The organism is Streptomyces sp. NPDC057743 (assembly GCF_042798755.1).
In the GTDB taxonomy this organism is placed as follows: Bacteria; Actinomycetota; Actinomycetes; order Streptomycetales; family Streptomycetaceae; genus Streptomyces.
Genome location: NZ_JBHVJX010000001.1, coordinates 407,887 through 434,309, shown reverse-complemented (window position 1 = coordinate 434,309; position 26,423 = coordinate 407,887). Strand labels below are relative to the sequence as shown.

Genomic DNA, 26,423 nt, shown 5'->3' with positions numbered 1-26,423 from the left:
CCGCCGCCGTCGGGGATGCGGCCGAGCTTCTTGACGTCGATGTGGACCAACTCGCCGGGGCGGGCGCGTTCGTAGCGGCGGATGGGTTTTGCGGTGGTGCGGTCGCAGGCGGCCAGAGGGGGCAGGTGGTGGCGGGCCAGGATGCGGTGGGCGGTGGAGGCGGCGATGCCGCAGCGGGCGGCCAGTCGTACCGGTCCGATGCGGTGCTCGTTGCGCAGGCGTAGGACCTGTTTCTCGACGGTGGCCGGTGTGCGGTGTGGTTGATGGTGTGGGCGGCTGGAGCGGTCCTGCATCCCGGCCCTGCCGTGCAGTTGGTAGCGGTGTGCCCAGCGGGCCGCGGTGGTGTGGCTGACCTGGAACCGTTCTGCGGCCCGGCGTAGTGGCCAGCCCTCTTCGACGACACAGTGGGCCAGGCGCAGTCTGCCGGTCGGAGTCAGCGGGGCATTACGGTGGGACATGAGGGCCTCCTGCGGTCGGTGGTAGATGTCGCAATCCACACCGAACCCGGAAGGCCCTCACCCGTTCAAACACCCCGACGGTGCATGTCACCTGTCACCAACGTGCCGGGACAGCACACCTAGGGGGTGCGTGAGGGCGCGAGTGTCCGGGGGCGGCACAGTGGCCAGACCGAGGCCAGCGACGAGGCCGGGGCAGGCGGCCACCCGTACTGGTGGGCCTGGCCGCTGTACGGCACTGGCGACCGAGTTGCCCTCGGCGCTGCGGCCGCCGGCGTGCTCTTCGCTCCTCAGGAGTGCAGGGCCTCGCGGAGTGCTCGTACCTGGGTGGCCAGGCCGCGCTCGCCGAGGGAGGTGTGGGCGAACATCAGGTCAAAGCCGTGTACGGTGCCGGGGACTTGCACGAGTTCGGTGTTGACTCCGGCGTCGCTGAGTCGGGCGGCATAGGCGATGTTCTCGTCCCGCAACGGGTCCACCTCCGCGACCATCACCAGAGCCGGCGGCAGACCGGTGAGATCGGCGGCGCGGGCCGGGGCGGCGTATCCGTCGGGCGCGCCGTCGGGGCCGTAGTACTCCCAGATGCGTTCGAGGGCGAAGCGGGTCAGCACGGGGATGTCGGTGAAGTTCCGGGCCGAGGGGGTGTCCAGGCGGTCGTCCAGCCCTGCGTAGATCAGCAGTTGGAACCGGATGGCGGGTCCGGCGGTGTCGCGGGCGCGCAGTGCGGTCGCCGCGGCCAGTGCGCCGCCGGCGCTGGAGCCGGCCACGGCCAGTCGCCGCGGGTCGGCACCGAGCTCGGCGGCGTGTTCGACGGCCCAGAGCAGACCGGCGTAGGCGTCCTCGACGGCGGCTGGATAGGGGTGTTCGGGGGCGTGCCGATAGTCCACCGACACCACGACGGCGCCGACGTCGGTGGCATAGCGCAGGGCGCGTGCCTCCTCCGTCTCCGGTCGGCTGTGCACGAAGCCGCCGGAGTGCAGGAACAGGATCAGCGGCTGACGGCCGGTGTCGGCCGTGCGGTAGACGCGCAGCCGCAACCCGCCTTCGGTGTAGTGGTCTTGGACTGCGACCCGGTCGTCGCGCGGCACGTCCGAGACGGTGCGCAGCGCCGGGAACCGTTCGGTGGTGGCGAAGATCGAGTCGGGGTCGTGCAGGAAGGGGTCGTCGGTCGCGTCCAGGGTCGCTTGGATCTCGGGATCAATTGCGGGAGTTGTCATGGGTCCAACTGTCGCGGTGGGCGGAGCGACCGGGAAGTGGCTGGCGGGGCGCGTTGTGCAACAATCGGGCCATGGTCGAGAGGCGCACCGCACACCGGGTTGTTGTGCTCGCCGTACCACCGGTGGTTCCGTTCGATCTGAGCATCCCCGCGCAGATCCTCTCCGGCGTCGAGGTGGTCACCGGCGGGTCGGCGTATGACCTGCGGACCGTGACCCCCGATGGCCAGACAGCACCGACGACGGCCGGGTACGGGATTGCTCCGCAGGGCGACCTCGGGGAGCTGCGGGAGGCGGACACCGTGGTTGTCGCGGGTTCCCACGCACCCGGCCTGCGCGATGCGGGCGAGCTTGAGCCGCGCACGGCCGCGGCACTGCGCGCCGCTGCCCGGCGGGCCCGCATCGTGTCGTTGTGCACCGGGTCCTTCGTCCTGGCGGCCGCCGGACTCCTGGAGGGGCGTCGGGCCACGACACACTGGGCCTACGCCGACCTGTTCCGGCAACGCTTTCCCCAAGTGGACCTCGACGCCGACGCGCTCTTCGTCGAGGACGACGGCGTGCTCACCTCGGCCGGTGGCGCGGCCGCGATCGACCTCTGCCTGCATCTGGTACGCGACGATCACGGCAGCGCCGTCGCGAACCGGGTGGCACGCCTCAACGTCGTCGCCGCGATGCGCGACGGCGGGCAGGCACAGTTCGTCGACCGGCCGGTTGCCGAGGACGCCGACACGTCGACGGCGAAGGCCAGGGCCCGGATGCTGGCTCGGCTCGAACAGCCCCACACATTGGCCGAGTTGGCCGCCGAGGTCCATATGAGCGTGCGGACGTTCACCCGCCGCTTCCGTCAGGAAACCGGCCTGTCACCGGTGGGTTGGCTCAACCAGGCCCGACTCGACCACGCCCGACACCTGCTGGAAGCAACCGCACTCCCCGTCGACGAGGTCGCCCGCCAAGCGGGCTTCGGCACCGGCACCAACCTCCGCAAACGCATGGCAGCCGCACTCCACACCACTCCCTCCACCTACCGACGCGGATACCGCACCCGAGCCCACGCCACCCCCGCCTCGCAGCAGTAGGACGGGCATGTCCCAGTGAGCTCACGAGTCAGTGAGCCCACGCACCGTCATCAGCCTTGGAAATAGGCAAAGTTGGCGGCGAGGAGCGAGCGGCCTGGCTATTCTTCCGCTCATGTCTCTCTCCGATCCGGACTGACAGATCGGAGAATCCATGCCACATCCCGACAGGGGCAGTGCGTCATACCGCGCCGTCCTCGCGCTTCCGCACGCCCGCAATCTGTTCGCCGCCGCGATGCTCGCGCGGCTCTGCTACGGCCTGCTCGGGCTCCCGCTGCTGCTCACTCTGCGGGAGGGCACCGGCTCCTACGCCGTCGCCGGCACCGCCACCGGCCTGTTCGGTCTGGTCACCGCCCTCCTCGGCCCCGTCCGGGCCCGGTGGGTCGAGCGTCGCCGCACCGCCCTGATGCTCCTGGCAGTCTGCTACGCGCTGCTCCTGTGCACGTTGGCCGCCGCCTGCGCCGCCCGGGTACCCGCCCCACTCGCCGTCTGCCTGTCCCTACTGGCGGGGGTGTTCCCGCCCCCGGTCGGCCCGTTGATGCGCACCCTGTGGGGCAAGTTGGCCACGGACGAGGCGCAGCGGCAGTGTGCGCTCAGCCTGGATACTGCGGCGGAGTCCACCGTCTTCGCGCTCGGCCCCGTCCTCGGTGGATTCCTGGTCGCCCTCGGCTCCGCGCCCGCCGTGCTCACGGTGTGCGCGGCCATGGTCATCGCCGGGTTCGGCTGGCTGGCCACCGCCCTGCGGCGGAGCCCGGTGGGCGGTGGCGCCACCTCGCCCGCTGCCGTCCGCCCCCAAAGTCCGCTGCGCGCTGTGCAGTTCCCGCCGCTGCTGGTGCTGGCGCTGAGCACCGCAGCCGCACTGTCGCTGGCCGAGATCGCGATCGTCGCCGCCTGGGGCGCGGTGACTGCCGGGGTCCTGACGACGCTGTTCTCCGTCGGTGGTGTCCTCGGTGGCCTGGTGTACGGTCGACGCCGCTGGCGCGGCGCCCTCTGGCGCCGGCCGCTCCTGCTGGTAGCCGCCGCCACTGTCTGCTACACGCTCCCCGCCCTGGTGTACGCCGCCGCGGCCGCGGGGGCGGCCCTCCTACTCACCGGGGCCTGCACCGACGTCCTGCTGATTTCGACCTACCAACTCGTCGACAGGTACCTCCCCGAGGGTTCGCGCACCGAAGCGGGCGCGTGGGTCACCACCGCTTACAACCTGGGCGTCTCCTTGGGCACGGCTGCCGGCGGCGTTCTGGTCGACCGCTCCGGACCGCCGGCAGCCTTCGGCGCTACCGCCGGGCTGCTCGGTGTCTGCGTCCTGATCTGCGCCCCCTGGACGCGTCGGCGTCGCACGACGGACGCCGAGCGGAATCCGGCGCCGTCCCGAAGCGGAGCGAAAGCCACCACACCAGAGCCGTTCTGATCACCAAAGACCGCATGAGCGCTCGGCGTTGGAGCCCGGAAGTCCAGCAGGTAGGTGCCCGACCTTCGCGGGGCACGGCTCTGCTCCCCGTCGGTCGGGGTCAGTTCGGACACGGTCTTCCGATCAGGTCCAGCACCTCGTCCGTGGACCGTACGTCGCCGAAGGACCGGTAGATCGTGTGCAGCGCCGCGTTGTGTTCCCGGTCGCGTCGGGCCGCGTTCGCGTCGGCGACCATCAGCACGCGCAGGCCCATGGTGGCCGCGTCCCGGGCCGAGGACTCGCAGCAGACGTTCGTGAGGGTGCCCGTGATGAGGACGGTGTCGATATCGCGCTCGTCCAGCAGGCCCGGTAGCGGCGAACGGCCGGGGAAGAAGGCGCTGTAGGCGGTCTTCTCCACCACCAGGTCGTCCGGCCGGCAGTCGAGGGCGCGCCACAGCCGCGAGCGCAGTGGCCCTTCGCCCGCCGTCGCCGCGAACTTCGCCCTGACCCTTGGCCCGTAGAACTCGCCGCTCACCCTCCCGAGAGGGGCCTCGTTCGCCGGCAGCACCCAGACGACCAGCCCGCCCGCCGTGCGCAACGCCTCGGCGAGGCGACCGATGTTGGGCACAATGCCGCGGACGTACGGATTCGCCTCGGCGAAGAACGGCACCATGTCGACCACGATCAGCGCGGTGCGTACCGGGTCCACGCGCTGGTACGCGTGCCGACTGCCGCGCCGCGCCTCCTGCCGCGCGTACTCCCGGGGGTCGATCCGCCAGTCGTGGATCTTGGTATCGGTCCGCATGCGTCCCCTCCATCGGCCGGCCGGTCACCGGGAACATGCCCTCCTACACCGGCAGATAGGCGATGATCGGAGTCGACGACCACCCCGACGACGGCGCCCCGAGCCCCGCCCCGCGCAGCACCGGCAACGACCACCACCTGACGCACCACGGAGGCAGACACAGTGAAGCGCATCGGCATCATCGGAGTGGGCGAGATTGGCCGGGCCCTCGTGCTGGGCCTGCACCACGGGGGCGGCACACCGCCGGAGGTCTTCCTCTCCCCCAGGGGCGCCCGCACTGCCGCCGAGCTGTCCGAACGGTACGAAGGCGTGCGGGTATGCGCCGACAACCAGGAGGTGGTCGACCGCTCCGAGTTGGTGATCATTGCCGTACGCCGCCAGGACCGGCAGGAGGCCCTGGCCGGCTTGCGGGTGGGCGACGACAAGATCGTGGTCAACGTGATGGCCGGCGTCGCCAACGACGACCTGCGCCAGACACTCGCCACCAACGCGCCGCTGGTCCGCGCCATCCCCCTGCCCGCCGTGCGCGAACGCCGCTCCGTCACGGTGGTGCACCCCTCGCACCCACAAATGGACGCCCTCTTCGAGCAGTTGGGCGGAGCGCTCCCCGTTGCCGACGAGGCCGCCTTCGACGTCTTCTCCACGCTGACGGGGACGTTGACCACCCACTACACCTACCTCGCCACGCTCACCGCATGGGCCGCCGACCAGGGCATCGCCCCCGATGACGCCGATCGCTACGTCCGCGGCCTGTTCCAGGGCGTCGGCCGCGCCCTCGGCGACGAGACGCGCTCCCTGTCCCAGCTCGCCGCCGACCACGAAACCCCGAACGGAAACAACGAACGCATCCGCACCACCTGGTTCCACCAGGCCAACTCGGAAGCCCTCAGGAAGGCCCTCGACGGCCTCCTTGCCGCTCTGCGGTAGCCCCCGGCGCTCTGTGGGGCCCGGCCGCCGGCTTCGCAACCCCGAGGGCGGCCTCCGGGATCCGAGGACCTTCCCTTTCGCTGGCGGCTGAGCTTGCCGCCGCCGTGGCGCGCGTCAACCCCACGCCACTGCGGAGCGACGCGCGAGGTCAACGACGTACACCCGGGCCACCCCGTACGCCTGGTCCCGGATGGCCGTCCTGGTTGTTGAAGTACGGGCTGCTTTCCGGGCTGCCTACAATCGAGCGGTGCAAAAGGACATCTCCCCCAAGGCCATCACCCCCGACGTCGTAGTGGTCGCCCCCGATCCCGGCTGGGCGGTCCAGGGTGAGGATCTCGCCGAAGAGTTGTACGGCCTGCTTCGGCCGCTCGCGGTTCATGTCGAACACATCGGTAGCACGGCCGTTCCCGGTATGGCGGCCAAGCCCGTGCTCGACGTCCAGGTCAGCGTGGCTGACCTGGAGGAGGCGGAGAGCGCGTTCGCCGGGCCGTTGGCCGAGCGGGGCTTCACCCTCGCTCCGTATCGGAAGGACCACGTTCCCGCGGGCAGTGACGACGATCAGGCGCGGTGGGTGAAGCGGCTGTGGGTCCGTCAGGGGGGCCAAGGGCTGGACGTCAACCTCCATGTGCGGAAGGTCGGTTCGCCGAACGAGCGGCTGGCGCTGCTGTTCCGTGACTGGTTGCGGGCGCACCCCGAGGCGGTACCGGCCTACGCCCGCTTCAAGCAGGTGCTCGCCGGCGCCGTACCGAATCTCGCCACCTACGCCGACGTCAAGGACCCCGTGGTGGATCTCGTGGTCGCCGTGGCCGAGCCCTGGGCGCAGGCCACCGGATGGCAGCCGTCCGCCACGAAGAAGACCCGGCCGGCGGCCCACCGCGGCTGACGCCCGCCGACTCCTACGAGGCGCGCCGGCACCGGCGTTGGCACCGCACTAGGTCCTGTCGTCAAACTCCCGTCGTTCGCCCGGAGGGCGGGCCGGGCGGTGGTCGGTGCGTGCTCTCGGTGCGCCGGGCGGCGGCCCCTGTACTGGACGTACTGGGGTCGTCGCCCGGTGCGGCGAGAGTGCGTGCCGGGCGCCGAACGGCAGACGGGAGTTTGACGACAGGGCCTAGGCGGCCGCACCGGTGTTGCCCGGCGCGGCCGCGCGGGCGGTCCAGGCGACCCACTGTTCGACGGCGTTGGTGGCGTAGCAGCCGGTGGGAAGGAAGAGGGCGAGTTCGCAGGCGTAGCGGCCCGGGGTGTTGGTGTCCCTGCCGGTGCGGTCGACGCGGACGCGGGTCTGTACGACGGTGGGGCGCAGGCCCTCGGTTTGGCGGATGGCGCCGTCGGTCCAGCGGTAGCGGGTGTAGGGCAGGGTCGTTGCTTGTTGGAGCAGGGAGAGTACGTCGTCGCGGTGGGTGGCGAAGGTGTAGGGGATGCCTTCGCGGTGGGTTTCGTCGAGGGGGTGTCGGCTGAGGTTTCGTAAGTGTGTGGTGAGTTGGTCGTTCCAGGCGTGGGAGGCGTGGGCGCAGAGGTAGAAGGCCCGGACGCGGGGGTCGATGCGGTCGAAGAAGTCGGGGGCGGGGCCGGTGAATTGGCGGGCGTGCCGCGCCTCGGGGGTCTTGGATGCGCGGACGAGGTCGAGTGCGGCCTGGTGGTCGTTGTCCAGGAGGGCGCGGCCGATGTGGTGGGTGGTTTTGGGGCCGTCGGCGACGCCGAAGCGTTGGGTGTCGTAGTAGTTGAGGAAGAAGAGGTCCCTGGTGTGTTCGCCGAGTGTGTCGAGGGCGGCGGCGAAGGTGCGGCTCAGTCCGCGGACGATGATGCGGAAGCTGTTGCCTTCCAGGTGGCCGGCGCGGAGGTCTTGCCGTCCGTAGCCGTGGGGGGTGAGGCTCATGGTGCGGTCGCCGGTGGCGTGGTGGACGTTGAACTCGGCGATCTGGTCCGGGGAGAGGCCGCCTCGGCACGCGAGGTGTTGTTCGGTGACGGCGTCCTCGTCCTTGAGTCCGGCCGTGGAGAGGTCGGAGGCGGGGATGCCGCAGACGGCGGCGATCCGGTCGATCGCCTCGAAGGTGGTGTAGCCGCGTTTGCGCAGCCGTAGGTACTGGTAGGCGGCGTCCGGCTCGTCTTCGACGGGCAGGATGATGGCTTCTTGGACGATGAAGTCGGTGTGCCGGGCCTTGAGGACGGGGTGTTCCACGGTCACTTGGGTCCTTCCGTGGTGAGGGTTTTTTCCGGGGCGGGGCGGTAGGTGCCGCCGCGTAGGAGCGAGACGCCGGTGGCGGCCAGGCACAGGCAGAGCAGGGCGAGCAGGGCCGTGCGGTGGGACTCGGCGAGGGCCTGGGAGCCGGCCGGCATCGCGCGCAGCGGTGCGCCGATGTCGTCGGGGGTCCGGTCCGCCTGCGGCCCGTGGACGGTCACCAGTGCGAGCGAGAGGCCCGTGCTGATCAGGTACCCGGCGCTCTGGAGCGCGGAGCGGACGCCGTTGGCGATGCCGCGGCGGTGTGGCGGCACGAGCGTCATCAGTTCGCCGGTGTTCGGTACTCCGAAGATGCCGGCGCCGGCGCCGGTCAGGAAGAGTCCGAGTCCGGTGAGGGTGGGGGGCGCGGGCGGGCCGAGCGCGATCACCAGGATCGCGATGCCCAGCGCGGAGGTCGCGGTACCGACGCTGGAGAGCAGTCGCGCCGGGTAGCGGGTGGCCAGGCGTCCGGCCAGTGGGGCGGTGAGCATGGCGCCGACGGACATCAGCATGACCTGGAGGCCGGCGGAGAGGGGGTCGAGGTGCTCGACGGTCTGGAGGTAGAGGGACATCACCAGCACGACGGAGAAGAACGACACCGCGGTGAGGAAGGCGGCCAGCAACGCCATGGTGCGGCGGCGGTCGCGGAAGAGCCACGGGTCCAACAGCGGGTACCGGCGGCGGCTTTGGACCACGGGGAACACGAGGAGGGCGGCCACCGACAGGGCCGCGCTCAGCAGTACGGGGGCGCTCGTCCAGCCCGCCGGGGCGGCTGTGCTGCCGCCCCTGGGCCCGCTCCCGGTCAGGGCCAGCGCTCCGCCGCCGAGGAACACCATCGACAGCAGGGCGCCCGCCAGGTCGAACCGCTCGGCGGAGCCGGAGCCGTGGTCCGGCCGCAGCACGAAGGCGGACCAGCCCAGGGCGGCCAGTCCGGCGACTCCGCTGGTCCAGAAGACCCCCGACCAGCCCCAGGCGTTCGTCAACACCCCACCCAGCAGGGGCCCGGCGGCCTGGGTGGCGGAGATCAGTATGGCGTTGACGCCGAGCGCCTTGGTCAGTCGCTCGGGGGGAAAGGCGTCGGCGAGCAGTGCGGTGGTGTTGGTGATCACGGCCGATGCCCCAACTCCCTGGAGAACCCGGCCGAGGACGAGGATCCAGGCGTTCGGGGCGAGGACACAGCCGATGCTGGCCAGGGTGAACGCGGCGATTCCGGCCAGGTAGAGCCGGCGGCGTCCGAAGAGGTCGGCGAGGCGGCCCCAGACGAGCAACAGGACGGTGCTGGACAGGAGATAGCCGACCATGATCCAACTGGTCTGTGCGGCGGACGCGTGGAAGTGCCCGACGATGTCGGGCAGGGCGACGTCCAGGCCGCTGGTGTTGAGGCCGGTCAGCAGGCCGGTGAACGAGGTCACGGAGAGGACCTGGCGGCCGTAGCGGATCGAGGGCGAGTGGTGGGCCGGGGGCGAGTGGACGGTGTCGTGGGGGCGGGTCAAGGAAGGGTCCCCGATCGATGGCGTGACTGACGCGGTCAGTAGGGAAACCTGCGCGGGGTGCGGTCAGTCACGCGCTGATCCGGGGTATTCGCTGCGGCCCGTCGCGTCGGCCTGCTGGAAGGCGTCAACGGGCCCGCCGTCGGCGCGTGTTCCCCGACGGCCGGGGTCGGTGTCGGTCTCGGTGCCGGTGTCGGTGTCGGCGGTGGGGTCGATGAAGTGCAGCAGCAGGGTGCGCCGGTCCTGGCGTGCGGCGCCTGCGACCGGGGTGACCGAGTGCCAGGAGTCGGTCGACCTGACCAGCAGGACCGAGGAGCCCTGGCGGGGTGCGACCTCGGCCGTGACGTCGTCGGGGGCGGCGGAGCCGAGGATGCGTAGCGTGCCCTGCCAGTCGGCCGGCCATTGGGAGTTGAAGTACCAGAGTTGGGTGACGACCTTGTCGGCGCGGTCGGTGTGGGGTGCGATCCAGTAGCCGGGGCCGTAGCGGACCGCGCGGACCTCGATGGTGCAGTGTTCGAGCCGGCGGCCGGTCGCCTGGGCCACCGCGGCGCGGTAATCGGGTGCGGCGAGTTCGTCGACGAGCCGTTGCCACAGGGGGGTCAGGGCGTGGCGGCTTTCGGCGACCGGGCGTCCGTGGGTGATCAGGGGCAGGTTGCGGGTGCGGTAGGTCTTTTCGGCGCCGTGGTCAGTGCGTTCGGTCAACTGGAAGCCCTGGGTGGGGAATTCGGCCTCCAGTTGGCGTGCGGTCCGGCCGTCGGGGTCGTTCAGGGTGTGGGGGAGTTCCGCCCAGCGGTAGGGGTGCTCGGCGAGTTCCGCTCGGCGTAGTGCGGGCAGGTCGAGGAGGGGGGCGGGGTTGTTGGGCGGGGCGGGGTCGGTGGTCGACGGGGCGTCAGTCATCTGTCGTCGCCTCCTGGTCCGGGGCGGCGGTGGTGCCGGGTGTGATCCGTGCGCCGAGGGAGCGGAGTTTGGCGGGGAATTGGGCGTATCCGCGGGCCAGGTGTTCCACGCCGTACAGGCGGTGCGGGGTGCCGACGGCCAGGGCCGCGAGCAGCAGTGCGGCGGCGGCGCGCAGGTCGTTGCCCCGGAGCGGGCCGGAGGCCGGGCGCAGCGGGCCGGGGTGGATGCGCAACTCCTGTCCCGTTACGGATAGTTGGGCACCCATGGAGCGCAGTCCGTCGACGTAGCCGAAGCGTCCTGACCAGACGGTCTCGATGAGTACCGAGGGCGCGGAGGCGGCGAGCAGGAGCAGGGCGAACAGAGGTTGGGCGTCGCTGTAGACCAGGTGGGAGGCGGCGATGACGCGGTCCGGTGCCAGGGGGCCGGTGGCGGGTCGGACGTGGAGCAGATCCCCGTTCCAGTCGAGGGGGACACCGATGTGCCGCAAGTGGCGCAGTTCCGGGGCGAGTCCGGCTTGCACCACGTCCGGGCGGCTCAGGCGCAGGGTCAGGCCCCGGTCGAGGAGGACGCCGGCCGTGATGAAGGTGATGACCTCCATCAGGTCCGAGGGCAGGGCGACGGAGGCGGCGCCGAGGGGGCCGTCCGCGCCCTGGATCTCGATGGCCTCCGGTCGTACGTCCAGGGCCACTCCGGCTCGTGCCAGGACTCGGGCCAGTTCCTGGGCGTCGGGCTTGGGGTAGGGGTGGCGCAGTACCGTGGTGCCCCGGGCGGTGGCGGCGGCGAGCAGTGCGGTCTTGGTGGCGCCCGAGTAGTGGGGGCCGGTGGGGAGTCCGCGGTGGGGGTCGGGGGTGGCGAAGTCGGCCAGGTCGATCACCGCGCCGTGCAGGCCGTGCGGGGCCGTCGCGGTCAGTCCCGTGCCGTCGGTGGTGCAGTGGGCCCCGAAGCGTTCCAGGACGTGGGCGAGGTGTTCCACCGGCCGGCCGCCCTGGCGCCCACCGCCGATGCGGCAGCCGCCGTGGGCGCCGGATTCCACTTTCCCGTGTCGGGCCAGCAGTACGGGGAGCAGGTAGGAGCCGCCGTGGATCTGGGTCGACCAGTCGGCCGGGATGCGGTGCCCGCTCAGCGGGGCCGCGTCGATCCGTACCCGCTCGGTGGCCTCGTCGACGTCGACCCGCGCGCCGAGCTGCGTCAGCATGACGGCCAGTGCCTGGCGGTCGGTCAACTCGGGTGCGTTGTCGAGGGTCCAGGGGTCCTCGGACAGGCATGCCGCGGCCATGCAGGGCACCATGAGGTGCTTGAACCCGGCCATCCGCAGCTCGTCGGTGAGCGGTGGGCCCGACTCGATGTCCCAGTACGGGCCGTGGGGGGCGGGCGCGTCGGTGGCCTCTCCCCCGGTGGCGGGGGTCAGTTGGGGTTCCACATCTCCACCTGACAGGTCAGTCGGAACTGCGGGGCGTGGGCGGCCACGGGGGCGACCGCGTGCCAGGAGCGGTCCGAGCGGGCGAAGAGCACCGAACGGGCCCCGCCCGGTACCACGGTGGCGTACGGGTCGACGGCCAGGTCGGGGCCGCTGCGGACCTCGAACAGTCCGCCGTGCTCCGGTGCCCAGTCGTCGTTGAGGTAGAGGACGTGGGTGGCGCGCTTGCCTGGTTTGTCGGTGTGCGAGGAGATCCGGTCGCCGCCCTGGAAGACGAAGAGTCCGATGTCGAAGGTGGTGTCGCTGACGTCGACGCCGATGGTCCGGGCCACCCAGTCGCGGTAGGCGGCTGCCTGGAAGTCTTCGACGAGCCGGTGCCAGGCTTCACCCACCTCCGCCAACCCCGGCTCGGCCGCGCCCTGGTGGATCAGGGGGAGGACCGCCATGCGGTAGGTCTTGTCGCCGTCGCCGGTGCGCTCGGCGGGGTGGAGCGCCCCTGGTGGGGGCATCTGTTCCCGGAGCAGTCGGCAGGTCGGTGCCGGGATGACGGAGTGGGCCACGGCCCATGGGTACGGGGCGTCGTGCCGTTCCACCGGCGCGTGCAGGTCCAGCAAGGTCCTTGTCCTTACGTCACGGGTGTGGGGTGGGCGCGGGCGGGGCCGTGGCGGTGCCTGGCTCTTCGGGGGCCTGGGGCGTGCGGGCCCCGTAGGACACCTCGGGGGTGCCCTCGGAGCCGGGTTCGCGGCTGCGCAGGATCTGGACTTCGGTGAAGGTCCGGCGTTGGTCGGCCGCGATGTCCCAGATGATCCGGGCGACGTGGTCCGGGTCCATCATGGCGCCGAAGTCCAGGGCGAGTCCGGTGTGGAAGTCGGGGACGGCCAGGCCACCGGGGTTGATGAGGGTGATGCGGTTCTCGGGGTGTGCCGCGCGCAGTTCGGGGACCAGGTTGCGCACGATCGTCGCCTGCGCGGCCTTCAACCCGCAGTACAGGGACTCCCGTTCGCGCCGCTTCCAGGCGGACGAGGAGGCGACCGTGATCAGGTGGACGGGCTCTTCGACCGCGGCCAGCAGGCGGCGGAGGAAGAGCACCGGGCCGGTGAACATCAGTCGGGTCAGTTGCTCGACCTCGTCCTCGGTGGTGTCCGCGAGGGTCTTCTTCAGGAACGCCCCGGCGACCCAGAGCACGTAGCAGGGGCTCGGCACGTCGACGGGGGTGTCCCGCACGCTGTGTGGATCGCACAGGTCCAGGTGGCGAGGGTGGAGGCCGTCGTCGGAGAGGGTCTCGGCGGTGCGGCCGTAGACGACGGTATGCAGCCCGCGGTCGCGTGCGGTCCGGGCGAGCGCGCGGCCCAGGCCGTGGGTGCCGCCGATGACCGCGGCGCCTCGGAAGCGTTCCGGGAGGGGCGGGGTGGCGGAGGTGGATGGGCTCATCGGGGGCTCCTGTCACCGGTGGTTCGGGAGAGAGCGGACGGGCGGGGAGCGCATCGGAGGGATTCTCTGTCCTGGGGAGGAGGCAAGGAGCTGGCCACTGCGGCAGGTGCCGGCCGGCGGACCGGGACGGCGTTTCTGGTTGACTCGCGGCTGACCTTCTCCTTGCCTCCACCGTTGGACAGGGAACCGCCGCGCGGCCCTCCGGCGACCGTGGTGTCTCAGGGGCTTTCGGGCTCAGGGCGGTTGGGCGCGGGACGCCGGCGGGTCGCGGAGCGCGGCCGTTATGGCGGCGAGGTCGCCGGGGCGGGCCCCGGCCCGCAACAGCGCGGCCCGGGCGCCGCCGTGGCGTTGCCGCAGCTCGGCCAGCCAGGTCCGCATGACCATGGCGGGGGTGTCGAGGTGGAACAGGTAGTCCTGTTGCGTCCAGCCGTGGGCCCGCCACTTGTCCGCGAAGCGGTCGACCAGCGGTCGCAGCGCGGCGCCGCTGGCCGCGTAGTCGGCGGCGATCGCCTCGTCGGGCACCCCGGCCAGGGCCAGCGCGGCGGCGACCGCCACCGCCGTGCGGTCCTTCCCCAAGTGGCAGCAGATCAGGAACGGTTCGCCCGCCGCCTCGGCCAGCGCGCCGAACAGCGCCCGGACGGCTCCGGGGGCGCTGCCCAGGAGGATGCCGTGGTAGTAGCGCACGTAGTGGTCGGGGGTCGGTCGGGGGACGTGCACGGTGTCGCGCGGGTATCCGGTGAGCGGGGTGCGGGACCAGCGCACGCCGCGCCCGAGGAGTGCCGTCGGGGCGCCCGAACGTTCCGCCTCGCCCGCCGACCGGAGGTCAATGACCGTCCGCAAGCCATGCCGTTCCGTCAACTCAGCGACGACCACCGGGTCCATGGCCGCCCCGGCGCTCGCTCGCCAGATGCGGCCGCCGGCGATGCCCACCGGTGCCACGGCGCGGAGGTTGACCGCGTCGGGCGCCGGTCGGGGCTGCGGCGGGGAGGGCGGCGGGCTCATCGGGCGGGCGGGACGCAGAGCGGTCCGTTGCCGGCCGCGGCGCGGGTGGGGTCCATCAACAACGGTGCCTTTCCCGGTGAGTTGGCCGTTCGCGCCCAGGGGGCGCCGGCCGTTCCGTGCGGCGGGCGGTTCGCGGGGACCGGCCGTGAGCCGGCGGACGGTCAGGGGTAGAGAAAGTCGCGGTTCGCGGGCCGGAAGGAGCGGCGGCCGAAGGCCGGGCCGGTGGGCGGCGCGGCGGCAACCGCGGCGGGCCGTCTGAGCAGTTGGCCGGCGGCCACCTGCGCCGCCAGCTTGTGCGCCCAGGTCTCGTGGCCGTCCTCCGCGGGATGCCGGCCGTTCCATCCGGTGCCGGAGGCCCTGAGCACAGCGGCCATGGACCCGTCGGCGTCGCCGAACCGGTAGAAGCGGGACCGGTCCACCAGCTCCACTCCGGGGCTCTCGGCCAGGCCGCCGCGGCCGAGGCTGTCGAAGGAGCCCTCGATGGCGTCGAAGAACAGATACGGAATCCGGTACTGCTGCAAGAACGCCTGGAGGGAGAGGATCTGGGTGAGCAGTCGAGTCGCGCACTCGTGCTCGTGCCAAGCGAACTTCCGGTAGAGATCGGTCAGTTGTTGGACGTCCGGGTGCCGTTGCGGCTGGTAGGGAATGACCTGGTGGAATGCGCCGTCCACGTAGAACTCCCGGCGCATGGCGCCCGACCAGCCGATGACGACCAGCAGTTGGCCTTGTTCGGCCGCTTCGCGGTGGCCGGCCAGCCAGTCGATGGTGGTGCGGAGGATGCGGTCGTTGGATCCGGAGATCACCGCATCGTTCACCACGCGGTCGGCGTCCAGGAATTCCCCGAGCCGGCCCGGCCAGGCGTTCTGCTCGCGGTAGCGCTGACGTTCCGGGTCCGGGTCGAGATCGTCCACCAATTCCGCGCCATACGTCATGGAACAGCCATTTGCATAGACCATCATGCGGATTACCCCCAACGCGCGGCAGGGAAGTAACGTCAAAGTGGGCAGGCTTCGGCCGCGGGCTTTCGATTTAAGCAGTTCCCCGCTCCGTTCGGCAACCGGCGGCATGACCGGACCGCGAGCTTCGGCCATGCGACGGCAGTGAACCATGGGGTTCCTGTTACCGCAGGAAATTCACGCAGTTCGGGCCCGCGTCATATCGGCACGGAGCGGCACGAGCCAGGGTCACCCGGCGTGTCTGAAAAATATCGGTCGGGCCAATTCCCGGGAATGAAAGGGGTTTCAACGGGGGTAGACGACCCCGCAGGTTCCCCGCGCACTGTGCCCGCTCCGCCCGCTAGGCAAGGAAGCGCACATGACCGACGTGCTACTCATCTGGCCGCCCCACGTGCCCAGTTACTTCAACGCCGGCCATCACACCCCGCTGTATATGGTGGCCGGCCAGTTGCGCCGCCTGCCGCAGACGGGGCGGGTGGACACCTGCGAGGCCGGCACCCTCACCATGAACTGGAAGGGCGTCGGCGACCTGCTCTACCAGGGCCGCTACGACGTCATCGCGGTGATGAACGACTTCGACGCGGTGGACGGCCTGGCACGGTTCGCCGAATACGCGCGAGCGCTCTCCCCGCACAGCCGGCTGATCACGTTCGGCCGGCTCTCCAGCCTCAACCCCGAATTCTTCCGACAGTTCGACCTGGACGCGGTCGTACAGTCCGGGGACTACGAGTGCGGGGTCGCACACTACGTCACCGCGCTCGCGGAGTCCGGCGCCGGGGACGAGCGCGCGGCGGGATTGCCCGGCGTCGCGGTACGGCAGGGTGATCACTGGCTGGAGCCCGACGGCCACGGAGATCGACTGCCGCCCGAAAAATGGGTCCTGCCCGACATCGACGAAATCCCCTACCAGGACTACGACCGCTTCTACTCCCGCGACGAACACAAATTCTGCGGCATCCCCTTCCGCCGCGAACTGGTCGTGCCGGCGGCCCGCGGATGCCCGGTCGGCTGCGAATTCTGCGAGGTCCCGGACATCTTCGGGCTCCGCGAGCGCCGGCTGCCCGTGGACACCGTCATCGACTACATCCGGGACAGCTACGCCCGCCATCCCTTCGAATACGTCGCCTTCTACGCTCCCACGTTCACCCTCGATCGCCGCTGGGTGCGGGAGTTGTGCGAACGGTTCATCGAGGGTCCGATATCGCCGCAGTGGAAATGCGCGACCACGGTCCACCACCTGAGCGAGGAACTGGTCGCCCTGATGGGCCGGGCCGGCTGCGTCCGCATTTCGGTGGGGTTGGAAACCCTGGAGGAAGAGGGCCAGGGCGTCCTGCCCCGCAACAAACGCATCGAGGAGGAACGGTTCCGGGCGCTCGCCCAGTGGTGCACCGAGGCCGGGATCGAGCTCAACGCGTTCATCATCGTCGGCCTGCCAGGCACCTCCGTCCAGGGCGCCACCCGCACCATAGAGCTCGCCCGGTCGCTCGGCGCCCGCATCCGCCCGACCATGTACACCCCGTACCACGAGATGACGGGCGATATGACGTCCCAACAAGTCTCCCGGTACAACCGGCAGTTGATCACCGCCGAGAGCCTCAAGGACGCCGCGGGCGGCGACCGGTCCCCCGGTCGGCAACCCGAGGCCGACGCCCGTTACGGCTTCCTCTTCGGCCGGGAGGACCGGCTCACCCAGGTCCAGGAACGGATTCCGAAGCGGACCGCCCGTTGACCGGCCCGGAACCCGACGCCCCGGAAGGCACACACCCGGTCAGCCTGGACGGCTTCCGCTTTCCGCTCGGCACCGAGACCCGCACCCTGACCTGGCAGCCCCGCGAACTCCGCCCCGGCGTCCTCAACCTCAAGAGCTGCGAACTCCAACACCCGTGGAGCGACGACTTGGTGGGGCGGGAACTGGCCGCGCTCTCCCTCCCCGAGATCTTCGCCTACCCCGTCCAGGACCACGCCCTGAAGCAGCTCGCCGCCTACCACGGGCTCGACCGCTCCCAAGTCCTGCTCACCCCCGGCTCCGGCTACGGCATCGGCCTCGTCGTCGACGCGCTCGCCCGCCCGGCCGGCCAACTGCTCCTCCAGGAGCCCGCCTTCGAAGCCTGGCGCCACTACGCCACACTGCGCCGCGTCCAGGTGACCGGCGTCCCCGGCATCACCGGAGCACCCCCCACCGCCGACCCCACGCCCCTCATCGACCTGCTGCGGACCACCCCACGGCCGGCCGTGGCAGCCGTCACCAACCCAGGCAGCCCCAGCGGCCTGTGCTACGCACCGTCCGCCATGCGCCAACTCGCCACGACCGCACGGGAACACGGCCATCTGCTGGTGATCGACGAGTGCTACGGGGACTTCGTCGACGTCTCCCACGCGCCGCTCGTCGCACAGTTCCCCAACGTCGTCGTGGTGCACTCCTACTCCAAGACCTTCGCGCTGGCCGGGCTGCGCATCGCCGCCCTGCTCTGCCACCCCGTCCTGCACGAACACCTGGGCCGCTTCCTCCCCGAGAGGGCGGTCGGCGCGCCGGCCGTCGCCCTGCTCAGGCGCCTGGCACCGCAGCGCGAGCGCTGGCGGGAGATCTGGCGGGACGTCCGCACCATCCGACAGGACTTCGTCGACCACGTCCTGTCCACGCACCCGTCGTGGCGGGTGCTCCAACCAGGCGCCAACTTCGCCACGTTCTGGTCGCCCGTCCCCACCACCGCCGACGCCGCCCGCGACCATCTCGCCGCGCACCACATCCGCACCCGCGCCCTGACCGACGTCCCCGGGCTGCGCGGCTGCTTCCGGGTGTCCCTGGCGGACCGCCCGCAGATGCGACGCGTCGCCCGTCTCCTGGACGACGTCACCGACCGCGGGCGTCCCCCCACCACCGTCCCTCCCTCCACACCCGCCGACTCCCCGCACGACGCACGACCCGCGTGACTCCGGCGAACTCGGCCCGAGCGCCCTCGACTTCCGCACACCTGGAGGTGCCGCACCATGGCGCACATCCTCGGCCTGTCCTGCCGCAGTCACGATGCGGCGGTCGCCGCGGTCCGCGACGACGAACTGGTCTTCGCCTCGCACTGTGAGCGGTACAGCCGGCGCAAGAACGATCCCGCACTGTCGCCCGCTGCACTGTCCGCGGCCCTGGCCCACCTGGACCGCGTGGACGACGTCGTCTACTACGAACGCCCGGTCCTCAAACGCACCCGGCAGCTCCGCTCCGGACAACTGCGCCTGGCCACCGACCCGATCGGCCTGCGCGCGTACCTGCGCCGCTTCCCGCAACTGCGCGGAGCCCGGGTGCACATCGTCGACCACCACCGCTCGCACGCCGCCGGCGGCTACTACACCTCCGGCCTGGACGAGGCCGCCGTGGTGGTCGTGGACGGCATCGGCGAGTGGAACACCGTCTCCCTCTGGCGCGGACGCGGCGACCGCCTCGATAGGGTGGCCACCGTCAACTACCCGCACAGCATCGGCCTGTTGTACTCCGCCTTCACCCAACGCACGGGCTTCAAGCCCAACGAGGAGGAGTACATCATGATGGGCCTGGCGGCCTACGGGACGCCGGACCTCGCCGACGTCATCTGGGACGACCTCGTCGAACGCGACGACTGGCCCCACTTCCGCCTCACCCGCTCGGTACACCGGGGCATCGCCGACTGGCGCCCCGGTCTCACCGACCGGGCCACCCTCGCCGCCAGCGCCCAGGAGGTGACCGAGCGCCTGTTGGACGGGCTGTTCGCCTGGGCGGCCAAGGAGACCGGCTCCCGCAATCTGGTCTACTCCGGCGGCGTCGCCCTCAACTGCGCCTACAACGCCCGCCTGGCCCGCTCCGGCCTCTTCGACACCATCTGGATCATGCCCAGTCCCGGCGACGCCGGCAGCTCGGCCGGCTCGGCCCTCGCCCACCTCGGCCGACACATCCGGTGGCCCGGCCCGTACCTCGGCCACGACATCGGAGGCGAACCCGACCTCGACGAGGCCCTCGCCTCGCTCCTGAGGGGCGAGGTGCTGGCCGTCGCCCACGGGCGGGCCGAGTTCGGCCCCCGGGCGCTCGGCAACCGCAGCCTGCTCGCCGACCCCCGCCCGCCCACGGCCAAGCGCCGGGTGAACGCGATCAAGCGCCGCGAACCCTTCCGCCCGTTCGCCCCCGTGGTCCTGGAAGAACACGCCCACACCTACTTCGATCTACCGGTACCAACCAGCCCGTACATGCAGTTCGTCGGGCGGGCCCGCGATCCCGAGGCCCATCTGGCCGTCTGCCACGTCGACGGCACCAGCCGCGTGCAGACCGTCAACGCGCGACAGAACCCCTTCCTCCACGCCCTGTTGCAGCGCTTCCACGAGGCGACCGGCTGCCCGATGCTGCTCAACACCAGTCTCAACATCAAGGGCGAACCACTGGTCAACACCGCCGAGGACGCCGCCCGGTTCGGGAAACTCCATGGCATCCGTGTCCTGTGAGGCGCATCCGGCGCCGCCCCGGCGGATCGTCGTGCTCGGCAGTCCAGGCAGCGGCAAGACCACCTTCTGCCACCACCTCGCCGCCGCGACCGGCCTCCCCCTCTACCACCTCGACGACCTCTACTGGTCCGCCAACTGGTCCCGCCCCAGCGAGGAGGAGTGGACCCGCCTCATCGGCGACCTGTGCGCGCTCCCCCGGTGGATCGCCGACGGCAACTACGCCGCCAGCGCCGAACCCCGCACCCGCGCCGCGGACTTGGTCGTCCTCTTCGACCGCCACCCGCTGCTGTGCGCGACGGCGCTGATCCGCCGCTCCCTGCGACTACGCCGCACGGGCCCCGGCCCCACTCCCCCGGCCCGCGGCGCACCGCGCGCCTCGCTCGCCGTCGCACGCCACGGGCAGCGGCAACGCACGCCAAGCCCCCGCGAGTACGTACCGCGCGGACTCCGCGACACCGGCACACCACCGGTGCGCAGCCTCACCGCCCTGCTCCGCAAGGCGCTCCTCTTCCGGCGCCGGGACCTGGTCGTCATCCGCACCGCCCTCCGCCGCACCCACGCTCCCGTCCGCCGCTGCCGCACCCGACGCCAGGCGGCGGCACTCCTCACCACGCTCGCCCCGTCCCAGGACCGTAGCGCCCCGCCGCCGGAGAGGCCGCCGCCGGACGGCACGGGCCCCGCCTTCCTTCCCTGCACCTGCCCGGCCGCCGCCCCCGCGACGCCCCCATGGAGAAGCACGTGAACACCCAGCCCCCGCCCGGCCGCCCGGAGCACTCCCCCGACCTCGCCGAAGTCGCCGACATCGTCACCCCGTTCGCCGTGCGGGCGGCGGCCACCCTCCGGCTCGCCGACCACATCGCCGCCGGACACACCCGGCTTCCCGACCTGGCCGAGGCCGCCGGCGCCGACCCCCAGGCCCTCCTCCGGCTCCTGCGTTTCCTCACCTGCCGCGACATCTTCGCCGAGCCCGAACCCGGCACCTACGCCCTGACCCCACTGGCCGAGCAACTGCTCTCCGACCACCCGGCCAACCTGCGCCAGTGGTTGGACGCCGACGAGGTGGCCGGCCGGCTCGACTCCACCTTTCCGCACCTGGTGGACGCGGTCCGCTCCGGCACCTCCGTCTACGCGGAGGTCCACGGCGCCTCGTTCTGGGAGGACTTGGGCGCGTCCCCGGCCCGTACCGCCTCGTTCGACCGGCTGATGGCGCAGGTCTCCCAGTCAACGCGGGGCATCAGCACGGCCTACGACTGGTCGGACGTGCGGCACGTGATCGACGTCGGCGGCGGCACCGGCGCCCTGCTCCACGAAATCCTCGAAGCCCACCCGCACCTCCGCGGCACCGTCGCGGACCAGGAAGGCTCGGTGACCGAGGCCCGCCGCTTCCTGGCCGACCAGGGGCTCAACAGCCGCGCGGACGCGGCGGTCTGCGACATGTTCGTCTCCCTCCCACCCGGCGGCGACGCCTACCTCCTCTCCCGCGTCCTGGCCGACTGGGACGACGAGAAGGCCGCACGCATCCTGCGCACCTGCGCCACCGCCGCCCCCGACGACGGCCGGGTACTGATCGCCGAACGCGTACTCCCCGAGGCGCCGGAAGCTCCTCAAGACCCCGCCGAGGCCCGGCGGTTGACCTCGCACGACCTGCGCATGCTGCTCCTCCTGGGCGGCCGCAAGCGCACCACATCCGACTACGCCCGCCTCGCCGCCCAGTCCGGCCTGACCCTCAACACCTCCCGCCGCCTCCCCGGCGGCGCCACGGTGCTGGAGTTCCGGCCGGGGGCCGGTGGCGCCAGGCGCGGCTAGGGTCTGTCCGATGGGTCAGGGTCGGATAGGCTGCGGCGTCTGGTGCGGTGCATCGCAAGGCGCCGGAGCGGCCTGATAGCGGAGCTATTGGGGCGTTTCGGCAACGCCGCGAGGTGCCGTGCCAGACGCCGCAGCCCCGGCCCTGGCCCATCGGACAGACCCTAACCACCTCGGGGACCCGGCCCACCCTCCTCAACGGGGTCGACTCGTCTCCCCCGGCACCCCAACGGCCAGCAAACCCCCGTCCGTTGCCACTACTACCTACTACTCCACCGCATACAGCAACCTGTACTCAGCCCCGTCCGCCCTGAAGCGCAGACTGCGCTCACCAGGCGTATCCGTGATCCACTGCTCCCCGACCCCGCCGTCCCCGCCCAAGGCGCCGGCCTCCCCGAGCGAGACCCCGATCCTGCCCGTGAAGTCGCAGTCGTACTTGACGGTGAACATCCGGTCTCCCCGCACCGTTCCGTTCCACACGGTGCCGCGATCCTGGACAACCAGCCTCGGCTCACCGGAGCCGCTCCAGCCCTCAGTCGTGACGCACTTGAGCTTCTCCAGATACAGCTTGGCCATACCGTTCCCCTGTGAAGGATCCTTCTCGACGCTCCACATCCTGCCGAGCCCCAATAAACGATCACTAAACAGCGGGGCTGAACGGCGGTGTGCGCCGCAAGGACCCTGTCCTCGCGGCGCACTTGACCCCGTATCAGCCGAGGTGCTTCACAGCAACGGAGCCTACGGCGCGTCCGGGCTGTCGACGAAGCGCGCACGCAGCGCCTTCTTGTCCACCTTGCCGACCTTGGTCGTCGGCAGCTGATCCAGCAGCACCGTCTTCCGGGGCGTGTACAGCTCGCCCAACTCGGCGGTCACCGCCGCGGCGACCGCCTCCGGGTCGACGTCGACGCCCGCGGCCGTGGCCAGGAAGATCTGTACGGCCTCCCCGTACTCCTCGTCCGGCACGCCCAGCGCCGCGGCGTTGCGCACGCCGGGCAGCGTGAGCAGGAAGTCCTCCAGGACCCGGGAGTAGACGTTGTCGCTGGTGCTGCCGGTGACGATGATGTCCTTGGCCCGGTCGACGAGGTAGAGGTACCCCTCGGCGTCGAGATAGCCCATGTCGCCCGTGCGCAGCCAGCCGTCCTGCAGCGCCGCCGCGGTCCGCTCCGGGTCCTCGTAGTAGCCGAGCATCACCGGCTCGCCGTGGACGCACACCTCGCCGACCTGCCGGACGGGCAGTGCCTCCGTGCTGTCTTCGGCACGGATCTCGATCTTGACGTCGGAGATCGCGCGACCGCAGCTACGCCAGAGCTCGGGACGCCGGGCGCCCTCCGAGGCGAGGTCCTCCGCGCCGAACGCGGTGATGCCGAGCGACTCCGACTGCCCGTAACCCTGGCTGACCACGGGCCCGAACACCTCGACCGCCTGCTGCAGTCGGCTGGGCGACGTGGCCGCGCCGCCGACGACGATCCGCCGCAGCGCGGGCAGGACGCCCGGCTTGCACTCGGGGTGGTCGAGCACCGCATAGAGCATGGGCGGCACGAACATGGTGGCGGTGATGCGCTCCTCGCGCAGCACCGTCAACGCCGCACCCGCTTCGAACTCGGGCAGTACGACGAGGGCGGACCCCGTCACCAGAGCCTGGAGCGAGGTGAGGTGACCGCTGCCGTGCGTGAGCAGCGTGGCGGCGAGTACCCGGTCCGTGCCCTGGTCCATGTTCGGGAAGAACGTGGAGCCGGAGTTCTCCGAGGCGTCGTCCACCAGGTCCACCAGCATGTTGTAGAGCCGGTGGCTGTGCGAGGCGAGCTTGGGGCGGCCCAGGGTTCCGCCGGTGTAGAGGACGGTGACGGCCTCGTCCGCGCCCGGGGCGGGCACGCCCTCGGGGCGCTCGTCCGAGCAGTCGTCCGCAAGGGCCAGCAGGTCCGTGCACTCCTGCTCACAGGGCCCGAGGCTGAGCAGTTCGGGCTTGTGGATGCTGCGGCCGGCAGCGTCGGCGGCCCGGTCCGCGAAGAGCGGGTCGGTGACCACCGCGCGCGCCCGGGACTGCTCGACCAGCGCGGCGAGCTCGCCGGGCCCCGGCTCGGGCGGCAGGAACACGACGCGACAGCCGATGAGATGGACGGCGAGCTGCACCAGCACGGAGTCCACGCGGTTGGCCAGGAACAGCCCCACTCCGTCGCCGGGCGTGAGCCCCTGCCCACGCAGCGCGTGCCCCAACCTGAACAGCCGCCGACGAGCTTCCCCCCTGGTCAGCCGCTGCGCCCCCTGGACGAGCGCCTCGGCGTCCTCGTCCTTGTACCAGTGATCCAGAATGCGGTCCACATAGGTCCGCGACTCGGATGTCTCCTGTGCATTAACAATCACTAATACATCCAAACATGCCGCCGAGAGGCCGTGGCCGCGCGGGGGCCTCTTCGCTCTGCGGCCGGCGGAGTACCATGCCCCGCCCTCGCGGAAATTCAACATCCGCCAGACATCCGCAGGCCATTCACAGGCCATTGCAGGTCAATTGAGCGCTAGAGAGAACGCACTGAACGCCCGTCAGGACCGGGCCCGCGAGACCGCCGTTCTCGCGCTCCCGGAGGCTGTTCGAGGAGCCCAACGCAGCGGAACTCGAAGGCCGTCGGATCGTCGGCCCGCCTTCTGGGTGGCCGGGATGGTACGAGTGGGCGGCCGATCGATGGCCCTCACTCGTGTGACCGTTACCACCGTCCGAGGCGATCAGTGAGCAGACTCCAACCTGCTTGAGAATCGGCCCTGTTGGCCTTGATGTGACCAACACGGCAAAGGACAGCAGCTTCGCCTGTCTGTCTCGTCTCGCCTCGGCACGCTGAGCCGCACCTGGCCGTGAGCTGCTAGCTTGCACCCAGGCGAACGCGCGTACGGAGGTTGTGCTGTGATCGGGCTGGGAGCAATAGCAGGGATCGCGGTGGTGGAACTCGGCATGGTGCTGATGCCGGGACCCAACATGATCTACTTGGTCTCCCGCTCGATCGCCCAAGGCCGCCGGGCGGGGCTCACCTCGCTGGCCGGGGTCTTCCTCGGCTTCCTGGTCTACCTCATCGCGGTGTCGGCCGGTATCGCCACCGTCTTCGCGCTGGTGCCGGAGATCTACCTGGCGGTCAAGCTGGCCGGCGCGGGCTACCTGCTCTGGCTTGCCTGGAAGGCCCTCCGACCGGGTGGCCGATCCTCTGTCGCGACCCAGGAGTTGACGCCGGATGGGCCCCGCAAGCTCTTCCTGATGGGCTTCCTCACCTGCGTACTCAATCCCAAGGTGGCCATCCTCTACATCTCGCTGCTGCCGCAGTTCGTCGACCCGGCACGCGGCCATGTCGGCCTCCAGGGACTGCTGTTGGGGCTTACCCAGATCGCGGTGGGAGTCGCAGGCAACGCGTTCTTCATCGTCACGGCCGGCTCCGTCGCCGGATTCTTCGCACGGCACCCGCTCTGGCAGCGCCTGCATCGCTATGTCATGGGCACCGCGCTCGCCGGCTTCGCAGTCAAGATCGCCACCGAACGAACGGAAACTGCGGTCGCCCTGCCCTGACGACTGACAGCCGACAGCTGGGTTCTGAGGACAACCACCGCAGCCAAGTTGACCAGTCATCAGCCAGCGGCTGCCCGCCGACCGCGGCCACGTCTTCGAGCTCCGCTCAAGCCGAACACCCTCACGACGCATGTGATCTCAGTAGGATCGCGAGAATGCCAAAGCCGACTGCAAGAAGCGTTGTGCCTGGGAGCAGGACCGGCAGACTCGCTCAGCTGTACCGACGCTTCGGCGAGGTCGAGGCCACCGGAACGTCGTTGCTGTACGAGCGCGTCGCCGTCGCCCTGAGCGAGTCCGACGAGGCGCTACGCGCCATCGAGGCGGCGCCAGCACGAAAACGGCACCCCACGGTGATCCTTGCCGCGCTGCACGACCTCGCCCTGGCCGGACGTGCCCCGGCGCTTGCCGCGGCCTATGCCGCTGTCGATGGCGATGCTGCCGCCGCGGCGGCGGTCGACGCGCTGCTGCGCATGACGGACTCGGTCGTTTCCCTCGCCGCGCGGCGCAAGACCCGGCCCGACGAGACCGGGCGCTACACCGTGCTGTATCCAGCCGTTGCCGAGGCGGCGCGCCGGGTAGGTGCAACTGCGGTGGGGCTGGTCGATGTCGGCTGCTCTGCCGGGCTCAATCTCCATGTCGATCGTGTGGGGATCGCGTACAGCAACGGACAGTCGCTGGGCGATCCGTCATCTCCCGTACAGGTGTCTGCTTCGCTCGTCGGGGATCGCCCCATCCCAACTCGGGCGATTCCCAAGGTCGTCACCCGGGTTGGCGTCGACCCCGATCCGATCGATGTAACCGACGCGGATGACATCCGATGGGTGCGTGCCTGCCTGTGGCCGGACCAGCCGGAGCGGGTCGCGAGGCTTGAAGCGGAGAGGGCATTGGCGGCGACGGCACCACCCATGCTGCTCCGCGGTGACGCCGTCGAGTTACTGCCCGAGGCCCTCGCCCGTGTGCCCGCCGACGCCCTACCTGTCGTCACCACGACATGGGCGCTGTCACGCCTCTCTCGGGAGAGCCGGGAGGGCTTCCTGCAACGCCTCGTCGAAGCAGCGGCCGGCCGACCAGTGGCGTGGGTGTCAGCGGAGGGAGTCGGAGTCGCGCCGGCAGTACCGACACTGGGCGATCGCCGCGCCTCCGGCCACAGCATCATCGGCCTGGCGGTGCTCGACCGGTCGGCTCGCCACACCGAGGCCCTCGGCCGCTGCTGGTCACGGGGCCGCCTGCTGGCCTGGCTTGCACGGCGATGAGCCGTGCCCAACCTCACCAACCCATCTCCTGCTCGGTTCGGAGGTGTCAGGTCGTTGGTTCCTGAGGTCGGTCGGGGGGCGATGTGTTCGCCCTTG

The 26,423-nt window shown here is 71.1% G+C and carries 24 protein-coding genes; 11 read left to right on the top strand and 13 right to left on the bottom strand.

The annotated features are described in order from the left end of the window. Both ACFVFQ_RS02005 and ACFVFQ_RS02000 read right to left on the bottom strand, forming a co-directional pair. The coding region (locus tag ACFVFQ_RS02005) for a helix-turn-helix domain-containing protein (protein ID WP_383406966.1) at nt 1–458 on the bottom strand (458 nt) is incomplete at its 3' end. A gap of 287 nt (nt 459–745) precedes the next feature. Further along, on the bottom strand, nt 746–1,669 hold the full coding sequence (locus tag ACFVFQ_RS02000; RefSeq protein ID WP_383406964.1) for an alpha/beta hydrolase: 924 nt from the start codon (nt 1,667–1,669) through the stop codon (nt 746–748). 71 nt (nt 1,670–1,740) lie between these two features. Here ACFVFQ_RS02000 and ACFVFQ_RS01995 point away from each other — a divergent pair, with 71 nt between their 5' ends. Next, the gene (locus ACFVFQ_RS01995; protein ID WP_383406961.1) at nt 1,741–2,742 is read left to right on the top strand and encodes a GlxA family transcriptional regulator; all 1,002 of its coding nucleotides are present in this window, start codon (nt 1,741–1,743) and stop codon (nt 2,740–2,742) included. A gap of 151 nt (nt 2,743–2,893) precedes the next feature. Further along, nucleotides 2,894–4,147: an MFS transporter gene (locus ACFVFQ_RS01990; RefSeq protein ID WP_383406958.1), complete on the top strand. Its 1,254-nt coding sequence runs from the start codon at nt 2,894–2,896 to the stop codon at nt 4,145–4,147. A 100-nt stretch (nt 4,148–4,247) separates the two neighbouring features. Here ACFVFQ_RS01990 and ACFVFQ_RS01985 read toward each other — a convergent pair whose 3' ends face one another. Further along, a complete protein-coding gene (locus tag ACFVFQ_RS01985) occupies nt 4,248–4,931 on the bottom strand; it encodes an isochorismatase family protein (RefSeq protein WP_383406955.1) in 684 nt (227 codons plus the stop codon). A gap of 162 nt (nt 4,932–5,093) precedes the next feature. Here ACFVFQ_RS01985 and ACFVFQ_RS01980 point away from each other — a divergent pair, with 162 nt between their 5' ends. Next, the gene (locus ACFVFQ_RS01980) at nt 5,094–5,858 is read left to right on the top strand and encodes an NAD(P)-binding domain-containing protein (RefSeq protein ID WP_383406952.1); all 765 of its coding nucleotides are present in this window, start codon (nt 5,094–5,096) and stop codon (nt 5,856–5,858) included. A 247-nt stretch (nt 5,859–6,105) separates the two neighbouring features. Then, on the top strand, nt 6,106–6,741 hold the full coding sequence (locus ACFVFQ_RS01975) for a GrpB family protein (RefSeq protein ID WP_383406949.1): 636 nt from the start codon (nt 6,106–6,108) through the stop codon (nt 6,739–6,741). 225 nt (nt 6,742–6,966) lie between these two features. Here ACFVFQ_RS01975 and truD read toward each other — a convergent pair whose 3' ends face one another. The 8 genes from truD to ACFVFQ_RS01935 all read right to left on the bottom strand — a co-directional run bounded on the left by truD (nt 6,967) and on the right by ACFVFQ_RS01935 (nt 15,242). Beyond that, nucleotides 6,967–8,034 carry a tRNA pseudouridine(13) synthase TruD gene (truD, locus tag ACFVFQ_RS01970; protein WP_383406946.1) on the bottom strand — a complete coding sequence of 356 codons (1,068 nt, stop codon included), beginning with the start codon at nt 8,032–8,034 and terminating at the stop codon, nt 6,967–6,969. A 2-nt stretch (nt 8,035–8,036) separates the two neighbouring features. Beyond that, the gene (locus ACFVFQ_RS01965; RefSeq protein ID WP_383406943.1) at nt 8,037–9,566 is read right to left on the bottom strand and encodes an MFS transporter; all 1,530 of its coding nucleotides are present in this window, start codon (nt 9,564–9,566) and stop codon (nt 8,037–8,039) included. A 63-nt stretch (nt 9,567–9,629) separates the two neighbouring features. Next, complete coding sequence (locus tag ACFVFQ_RS01960; protein WP_383406940.1) at nt 9,630–10,460, bottom strand: 2OG-Fe(II) oxygenase; 831 nt, start codon at nt 10,458–10,460, stop codon at nt 9,630–9,632. Beyond that, the gene (locus tag ACFVFQ_RS01955; RefSeq protein WP_383406937.1) at nt 10,453–11,880 is read right to left on the bottom strand and encodes a hypothetical protein; all 1,428 of its coding nucleotides are present in this window, start codon (nt 11,878–11,880) and stop codon (nt 10,453–10,455) included. The genes ACFVFQ_RS01960 and ACFVFQ_RS01955 overlap by 8 nt, the downstream gene beginning before the upstream one ends. Next, nucleotides 11,865–12,491, bottom strand: coding sequence for a 2OG-Fe(II) oxygenase (locus ACFVFQ_RS01950; RefSeq protein ID WP_383406934.1), 627 nt, complete (start codon nt 12,489–12,491; stop codon nt 11,865–11,867). The genes ACFVFQ_RS01955 and ACFVFQ_RS01950 overlap by 16 nt, the downstream gene beginning before the upstream one ends. A 16-nt stretch (nt 12,492–12,507) precedes the next feature. After that, complete coding sequence (locus tag ACFVFQ_RS01945) at nt 12,508–13,308, bottom strand: SDR family oxidoreductase (RefSeq protein ID WP_383406931.1); 801 nt, start codon at nt 13,306–13,308, stop codon at nt 12,508–12,510. Between the two features lie 234 nt (nt 13,309–13,542). Then, complete coding sequence (locus ACFVFQ_RS01940; protein WP_383406927.1) at nt 13,543–14,310, bottom strand: tyrosine-protein phosphatase; 768 nt, start codon at nt 14,308–14,310, stop codon at nt 13,543–13,545. Between the two features lie 161 nt (nt 14,311–14,471). After that, a complete protein-coding gene (locus ACFVFQ_RS01935; protein WP_383406924.1) occupies nt 14,472–15,242 on the bottom strand; it encodes a DUF6071 family protein in 771 nt (256 codons plus the stop codon). A 382-nt stretch (nt 15,243–15,624) separates the two neighbouring features. On the opposite strand from ACFVFQ_RS01935, the gene ACFVFQ_RS01930 reads away from it, so the two are divergent. Genes ACFVFQ_RS01930 through ACFVFQ_RS01910 form a run of 5 tightly spaced genes read left to right on the top strand, consistent with a single transcriptional unit; the run spans nt 15,625 to nt 21,533 of the window. After that, on the top strand, nt 15,625–16,995 hold the full coding sequence (locus ACFVFQ_RS01930) for a B12-binding domain-containing radical SAM protein (protein WP_383406921.1): 1,371 nt from the start codon (nt 15,625–15,627) through the stop codon (nt 16,993–16,995). Beyond that, nucleotides 16,992–18,197: an aminotransferase class I/II-fold pyridoxal phosphate-dependent enzyme gene (locus tag ACFVFQ_RS01925; RefSeq protein ID WP_383406918.1), complete on the top strand. Its 1,206-nt coding sequence runs from the start codon at nt 16,992–16,994 to the stop codon at nt 18,195–18,197. Before ACFVFQ_RS01930 ends, ACFVFQ_RS01925 begins: the two co-directional genes overlap by 4 nt. A 57-nt stretch (nt 18,198–18,254) precedes the next feature. Then, on the top strand, nt 18,255–19,727 hold the full coding sequence (locus ACFVFQ_RS01920; protein ID WP_383406915.1) for a carbamoyltransferase: 1,473 nt from the start codon (nt 18,255–18,257) through the stop codon (nt 19,725–19,727). Beyond that, nucleotides 19,708–20,469 carry a hypothetical protein gene (locus tag ACFVFQ_RS01915; RefSeq protein ID WP_383406912.1) on the top strand — a complete coding sequence of 254 codons (762 nt, stop codon included), beginning with the start codon at nt 19,708–19,710 and terminating at the stop codon, nt 20,467–20,469. The genes ACFVFQ_RS01920 and ACFVFQ_RS01915 overlap by 20 nt, the downstream gene beginning before the upstream one ends. Next, the gene (locus ACFVFQ_RS01910; RefSeq protein WP_383406909.1) at nt 20,466–21,533 is read left to right on the top strand and encodes a methyltransferase; all 1,068 of its coding nucleotides are present in this window, start codon (nt 20,466–20,468) and stop codon (nt 21,531–21,533) included. The genes ACFVFQ_RS01915 and ACFVFQ_RS01910 overlap by 4 nt, the downstream gene beginning before the upstream one ends. 264 nt (nt 21,534–21,797) lie before the next feature. Here the strand turns inward: ACFVFQ_RS01910 and ACFVFQ_RS01905 are convergent, their stop codons facing one another. Then, a complete protein-coding gene (locus ACFVFQ_RS01905; protein WP_383406904.1) occupies nt 21,798–22,106 on the bottom strand; it encodes a hypothetical protein in 309 nt (102 codons plus the stop codon). 162 nt (nt 22,107–22,268) lie between these two features. Then, nucleotides 22,269–23,849, bottom strand: coding sequence for a class I adenylate-forming enzyme family protein (locus ACFVFQ_RS01900; RefSeq protein ID WP_383406901.1), 1,581 nt, complete (start codon nt 23,847–23,849; stop codon nt 22,269–22,271). A 574-nt stretch (nt 23,850–24,423) separates the two neighbouring features. Between ACFVFQ_RS01900 and ACFVFQ_RS01895 the strand changes: the two genes are divergently transcribed. Both ACFVFQ_RS01895 and ACFVFQ_RS01890 read left to right on the top strand, forming a co-directional pair. Beyond that, nucleotides 24,424–25,074: a LysE family translocator gene (locus tag ACFVFQ_RS01895; RefSeq protein WP_383406899.1), complete on the top strand. Its 651-nt coding sequence runs from the start codon at nt 24,424–24,426 to the stop codon at nt 25,072–25,074. Nucleotides 25,075–25,229: 155 nt separating this feature from the next. Further along, nucleotides 25,230–26,327, top strand: a complete 1,098-nt coding sequence (locus tag ACFVFQ_RS01890; RefSeq protein WP_383406896.1) for a DUF2332 domain-containing protein — start codon at nt 25,230–25,232, stop codon at nt 26,325–26,327. Nucleotides 26,328–26,423: the final 96 nt, after the last annotated feature.